The following is a 4,931-nucleotide window of genomic DNA, read 5'->3' as shown; positions in this document are numbered from 1 at the left end:
TCCGGGATCGGCCTGCCCGTCTCGATCACGATGCGTACAGCACCCTCACGAAACTCAGGCGTGTACGTCCGTTGCTTGGAACCCATGAACCCCAACTTCCCTTGCAATCACGGACTCCACGCTACGAGGGGACGGACAAGTCGACACGTTTGTCCCCGAGTTTGGGCAGCGCTAGTCGATCGCAGAGCCGGAAAATGTTGGTGAGAACTGACACCGGTGCGCGATGGGTGGACCCTGCGTCGCCGCGCTGCGCGGCTTTTGCTATAGGAGGCCCGTCACATGGGGAGTGAGGACAGCCGTACTGGCCCTGGGGGCCACCGGGCGTCGTCGCGCAGGGGCGTCACCATGGTCCGCAGCGGCATGGTCACGAGGCGGCCTTCGGGTTGTTCGACGAGTACGTCCTTGTCGAGCGGGTGCCATCCGAGGCGCTGATAGAGCGACACGAGGGGAGGCCGGCAGAAGAGGAGTGCGTGTTGAGGACCCATCGTTCGGGCGTGCTCCAGGGCAGCTGTGACGACGAGGCGAGCGAGGCCCTGACCTTGCATGCCGGGTGAGACGGCCACCCCGCCGACGCCCACCACCTCTGTCTCGGCGTCGTCGATCGCAACAGGCAGTCGCAGCAGGCCGGCGTGTGCCACGAGGCGGCCGTCGTGCCGGATGCCGAAGTGCTCTTCTTTCGGCAGCCAGGTCAGACCGGTCCAGGCGACACCGAAGGGATCATCGCTGTTGCCAAGGATCTCCTCCTGGTCCGCCTTCGTGTACTGGGCGAGCCGCACCACAGTCGGCGCCACAGTGGATCGGTTCTCAGTCATTCCCACATGATGATCTCTCCGCCGAGCACTGGCCTAGTGCTGTGAGCGCGCAGGTTCACCGGGTTCGCTGGCCGCTGCGACCGCTGGACTGGTTGGATTGCGGTCGGCAATGAGGTGTTCGGTCCGGGGCGTGCAAGGTTCCCCCGCGATCCTGCGTCGGGAGGGCACATGCAGCGCGGCGAGGTCTGGTTGGCGGACTTTGACGAGCGGCGGCCGGTAGTACTGCTGTCAGGAGACGAAGCGTCCGGGTTCCGAGCGATGCAGGTCGTCGCTCCTGCGGGGACCGAGATCAGCGGTGTGGCCGTCGAGGTGGCAGTGGGGGCGCCCGAGGGGCTGCCTCTCGAGGGCGTCCTTCGAGTGGCGCTGCCACGTCCCGGTCTTGTCCCGTGCAATTGGCTGGTCACGCTGGCCAAGGAAGATCTGACCGAGCAGGTGGGAGTCTTGTCGTCAGCGAAGCTCGGCGAGATCGAGGATGCTCTCCGTGCCGGTGGACTCGACCAGGCCGCACACTAGGCTGCTTGATCAGGCAACGAGCGGGGGCGGCCTCCCCAGCGAAGGTCCTTCTCACTGCGGATGCGGGCGCGTTCCTTGCGCTGGGCGGCCAGGACGTCAGAGCGGCGGGCATTCTTGTTCCGCCAGCGCAGGTAGGCGTGCAGGGCCCGGGTCTGGATCGTGTGGTTCGGATGATGCGTGTTGGCCAGGGTGAACTGCCGCAGCGGCCCGAAGCGGGCCTCGACGCAAGCCCCCAAGTGGTGTCAAAACTTGGCGATATCACTCTCCCGCCAACACCGGGCGGTGCCGCCGCCGATCGACAACCGGTGTCAGGACTCACCGATAAAGCCACACACCGGACCGAGCGACTCCGAGATCCTTCACGGAATCGCGGCCAGAGCCTTGAAAACGACCAGGGCTGCTCGTCGCCCACTCGCTCCGGCATTCAACGGAATGGGGAGTTCCAAGGTTCTGTCACGCGGTTGCGTGATGCTGGTGATCTGCGCGCCTACCACCGGCCGCCAGGGGCATAGGGCCGAGGCCGCACCCCTCAATGCGCTTGCAGTACTAAAGCACGGGGCAGGCGCTCGGCCACGGCGCGCCAAGCGGTAATGGGGAAGGCATGCGGGGTGTCGGTGACGATCTGCAGGGCGACGTGGTCCGCGCCCGCCTCCAGGTGGGCCAGGACACGCCGCGCGACGACGTCGGCGGACCCCCACACCACCAGAGAGTCGACAAAACGGTCACTGCCGCCAGCGGCGAGGTCGTCCTGGGTGAACCCGCCCTCCAGCCAGGTCCGCACGTAGTTGGGCTTCGTGAGGTAGGGACTGATCGCCCGCCGCGCCGTGGCACGGGCCGTGACCGGGTCGGTGTCCACCACGGACGTCTGCACCGGCGCGAGGAGCGGCCCCGCCCCCAGCACCGCGCGTGCCCGGGCCGTGTGGGACGGCGGGACCAGGTAGGGCTGCACTCCAGCGGCCCGGTCGGCGGCGAGCTGCGTCATCAGGGGCCGGTGCGCGCCCAGGATCCGCGCGCTCTTCGGCAGCGGACCGGCGGACACGTCCAGCGCGTCGAGGTAGGCGGACATCGCCGTATAGGGGCGCTGGTAGGCCGAGGCGATCTCCGCGTGACTGACGGCCAGGCCCACCAGCGTCCGTCGCCGATACGGTGCGGGAAGCCCGCGGTAGGCGGCGGCGAGCCGACCGGGTGGAAGGTTCCAGATGGAGACGCAGGAGGGGGCGACGATTGTGTGCTTGGTCGCCGTGAGGAGGGCGAGGCTGCTGTACAGGTCCCCGCTCGGGTTGCCGCCGGGGATGCCGCCCAGCCACAACGTGCCGTAGCCGAGCTCCTCGAGTTCGCAGGCGGCCGCCCGCGCTCGGTCGGGATCACCGTGAGTGAACGCTGTACTCCACACCCCGACCGGCGACACATCCATACCGCGCCCTCCTCGGAATTCACCTGACGGTGGCCTGTCCTGAGGTCACTCGCCCACAGCCTGACGGTTTGCCCTTCGCGTGGCGAGATCGTGTTCCAGCCTGATCACGTCCGCTGGGGTGTTCACCGCCTGCCAGGGGGCGTCGATCGCGTAACTGGACAGCTGATGGGAGCCGGCCAGACGGGGCAGTGTGCTGTCGGCGTGATCTCCTTCTTCGGGCAGGAGAGAGACGACCCGCCAGGCGAACAGGTACACACCGGCGTTCACCCGGCCCGGCCCCGGGACCGTCGGGGCGAGGTCCGTCACCCGGCCCAGCTCGTCATAGGCCACCGCGCTGCCGGGCAGGCCGGGACCGGCGAGCGCCACGGTCGCCGCGACGCCACCGCGCAGGTGATGGGCGCGCATCCCGCACAGGCAGAAGCACGTCCAGATGTCCCCGTACACAGCGAACCACGGCTCGCCCGGATACGGCAGGGCCCGCGCGGCCCGGCGAAGACCACCGCCGCGCCCCAGCGGCCGTTTCTCGACCACTGCCTCGGTCCGTGGCGGCGACGGACGGGAGCCGAGGTACGAGACGATCACCCCGGCCAGATGTCCTGCAGAGACCACGACGCGTTCGACTCCGCAACCAGCAAGCCAATCGAGTTGGTGCCGCAGGATCGGCACCCCGTGAATCTCCACCATCGCCTTGGGCCGGTCTCTGGTCAGCGGTAGGAGCCGACTACCCCTTCCGCCCGCCAGAATGACGGCCTGCCGGGCGGGCAGTGGGTCGTCTCGCCCGCAGACCAGAGGTGGCGTGTCGGCTGCGGCGGGCTCGCCCGGCCTCTGCACACACACGCGAGAGTCGGGCGCCCGACCGGATCGGATCATGCTCATGTAGATACCCGTCCCGCCGGGACGAGACCAGGCGTAAACCAGTCTTCGCGCGCTCTGCACACCGATCGGTCCAACCGTCGCGTGAGTCTGGTCGACCCGTGTCGACGCCAGGTCCGGGACGGGGCACGGCACATGGTCTGCCGTGACGGCGAAGGGCGGCTCAGGAGCACGGGCGTTCCCGGTCCGTCGGACTTTGCAGCCTCCTAGGCACAACGGCTGGGCAGGTTCAAAGGGCATCAGGGTCGATGCCCTGCGCACGGGCGAGAGCGAACAGGACTCGCTCGATCATGTCCAGGCGCTTTGCGATCGGTCGGTCCCCCGGCGTTCCGACGGCGTCGGCGAGGGAGTCGGTGAAGGCGGCGCTGGTGTCCTCAGGCACGTGGGACTCCAGCCATCATGAAATGGAACGGCCGTCGGGCCAGGTCAAGTTGGGTTCAGCGGAGTGATGCCGGTGCCCGCATACAGTTCGGGTTCCAGGGACAGGACCGTGAGTGGGTCGCCCGCCTTCACGGCTTGCCAGGCGATCGCCGCGGCGTGCGCCACCGGCCAGTCAGCATGCGTCCAGTCCATCGCGTCCACAGCGTGCGCTGCGCTGAACGGCACGTGCTCCGCGAACCGCAGGGACGCCGCGTGCCGGCCCGCGCCGGCAACCTGCCGCTCGGCAGCCAGTACCGACAGCGAGGGGATGATCACCCGGCCGGTACCGCGCGAGGCCTCGATGTACAGGCCGGTGAAGAAGGGATCCCCGCGGAACAGGGCGGTCAGAGCGGTGTGGTCCAGGACAGCCGTCAGGTTCATGCGGCTGCGTCACCCTGGTGGGCTCGGATCTTCGCCCAGGCGTCCTGGCCGGCCTGCTGGACCTGGTCGGTGTACTCGATGCCGAGCTCCTTCGCGGCCGCGACAGCCCGCTGCTCTCGCTCGGCTGCCGTGAGCTCGCGGGCGGCGAGTTCTTCCAGCAGTTCCGTGATGGTGGTGCCGCGTTCCTCAGCGAGAACGCGCAGCCGGTCACGCACTTCCTCGCTGGTCTTGATGCTGGTCGGCTTACTCATACACCGATTCTACCGCCGGTAGAATGGAGGGGGATACTGCGTTGTGCGTTCGATAGTTTGCCCTTGAGCGCGATAGTTGGCCCCTGTGTGCGGAAATTGACCCGCAGGGTAGTGCTCGGTCCGTCCCGGGAAGGGTGGTTTTCTGGTTCTGCCGTATCGGCCGCACGCACCCCAACTCAGCACCCGGCATGCCTCAAGGAGGGGTCGTAGGTCTCTTCGTCTTCGGGTCTAGTCGTCTTCGATGGGGCGCAGGGCGCCGGGGTCGCC

General features: G+C 68.1%; 7 protein-coding genes and 1 pseudogene. 1 reads left to right on the top strand and 7 read right to left on the bottom strand.

The features are described from left to right. Positions 1 to 275 precede the first annotated feature (275 nt). Positions 276 to 812 carry a GNAT family N-acetyltransferase gene (locus JF597_RS00455; RefSeq protein WP_293986570.1) on the bottom strand — a complete coding sequence of 179 codons (537 nt, stop codon included), beginning with the start codon at positions 810 to 812 and terminating at the stop codon, positions 276 to 278. Between the two features lie 168 nt (positions 813 to 980). Here JF597_RS00455 and JF597_RS00450 point away from each other — a divergent pair, with 168 nt between their 5' ends. Continuing rightward, entirely contained in the window at positions 981 to 1,325 is a 345-nt protein-coding gene (locus JF597_RS00450) for a type II toxin-antitoxin system PemK/MazF family toxin (protein ID WP_293986568.1), read from the top strand. Here JF597_RS00450 and JF597_RS00445 read toward each other — a convergent pair. The 6 genes and pseudogenes from JF597_RS00445 to JF597_RS00420 form a co-directional block, all read right to left on the bottom strand. Continuing rightward, positions 1,322 to 1,549, bottom strand: a pseudogene (locus JF597_RS00445) (IS630 family transposase); the annotation flags it as partial. The gene JF597_RS00450 and the pseudogene JF597_RS00445 overlap by 4 nt on opposite strands. A gap of 305 nt (positions 1,550 to 1,854) precedes the next feature. Continuing rightward, positions 1,855 to 2,739 carry a TIGR03620 family F420-dependent LLM class oxidoreductase gene (locus JF597_RS00440; RefSeq protein ID WP_293986567.1) on the bottom strand — a complete coding sequence of 295 codons (885 nt, stop codon included), beginning with the start codon at positions 2,737 to 2,739 and terminating at the stop codon, positions 1,855 to 1,857. A 45-nt stretch (positions 2,740 to 2,784) separates the two neighbouring features. After that, positions 2,785 to 3,609, bottom strand: a complete 825-nt coding sequence (locus JF597_RS00435; protein ID WP_366916360.1) for a nucleotidyltransferase family protein — start codon at positions 3,607 to 3,609, stop codon at positions 2,785 to 2,787. 232 nt (positions 3,610 to 3,841) lie between these two features. Beyond that, positions 3,842 to 3,994 (bottom strand): hypothetical protein, encoded by a 153-nt coding sequence (locus tag JF597_RS00430; RefSeq protein ID WP_293986565.1) that lies wholly within the window; start codon positions 3,992 to 3,994, stop codon positions 3,842 to 3,844. A 44-nt stretch (positions 3,995 to 4,038) separates the two neighbouring features. Beyond that, complete coding sequence (locus JF597_RS00425) at positions 4,039 to 4,413, bottom strand: PIN domain-containing protein (protein WP_293986563.1); 375 nt, start codon at positions 4,411 to 4,413, stop codon at positions 4,039 to 4,041. Beyond that, positions 4,410 to 4,664, bottom strand: a complete 255-nt coding sequence (locus JF597_RS00420; protein WP_293986561.1) for a hypothetical protein — start codon at positions 4,662 to 4,664, stop codon at positions 4,410 to 4,412. Before JF597_RS00420 ends, JF597_RS00425 begins: the two co-directional genes overlap by 4 nt. Between the last annotated feature and the right edge of the window lie 267 nt (positions 4,665 to 4,931).

It is taken from the genome of Streptomyces sp. (assembly GCF_019510245.1).
In the GTDB taxonomy this organism is placed as follows: domain Bacteria; phylum Actinomycetota; class Actinomycetes; order Streptomycetales; family Streptomycetaceae; genus Streptomyces.
Note: the sequence above shows the minus strand (reverse complement) of the source record. Positions and strands in the feature narration are given on the sequence as shown.

Coding starts and splice junctions, on each gene's coding strand:
- JF597_RS00455 (WP_293986570.1), bottom strand. CDS start 812: ATGACTGAGAACCGATCCACTGTGGCGCCGACTGTGGTGCGGCTCGCC.
- JF597_RS00450 (WP_293986568.1), top strand. CDS start 981: ATGCAGCGCGGCGAGGTCTGGTTGGCGGACTTTGACGAGCGGCGGCCG.
- JF597_RS00440 (WP_293986567.1), bottom strand. CDS start 2,739: ATGGATGTGTCGCCGGTCGGGGTGTGGAGTACAGCGTTCACTCACGGT.
- JF597_RS00435 (WP_366916360.1), bottom strand. CDS start 3,609: ATGATCCGATCCGGTCGGGCGCCCGACTCTCGCGTGTGTGTGCAGAGG.
- JF597_RS00425 (WP_293986563.1), bottom strand. CDS start 4,413: ATGAACCTGACGGCTGTCCTGGACCACACCGCTCTGACCGCCCTGTTC.
- JF597_RS00420 (WP_293986561.1), bottom strand. CDS start 4,664: ATGAGTAAGCCGACCAGCATCAAGACCAGCGAGGAAGTGCGTGACCGG.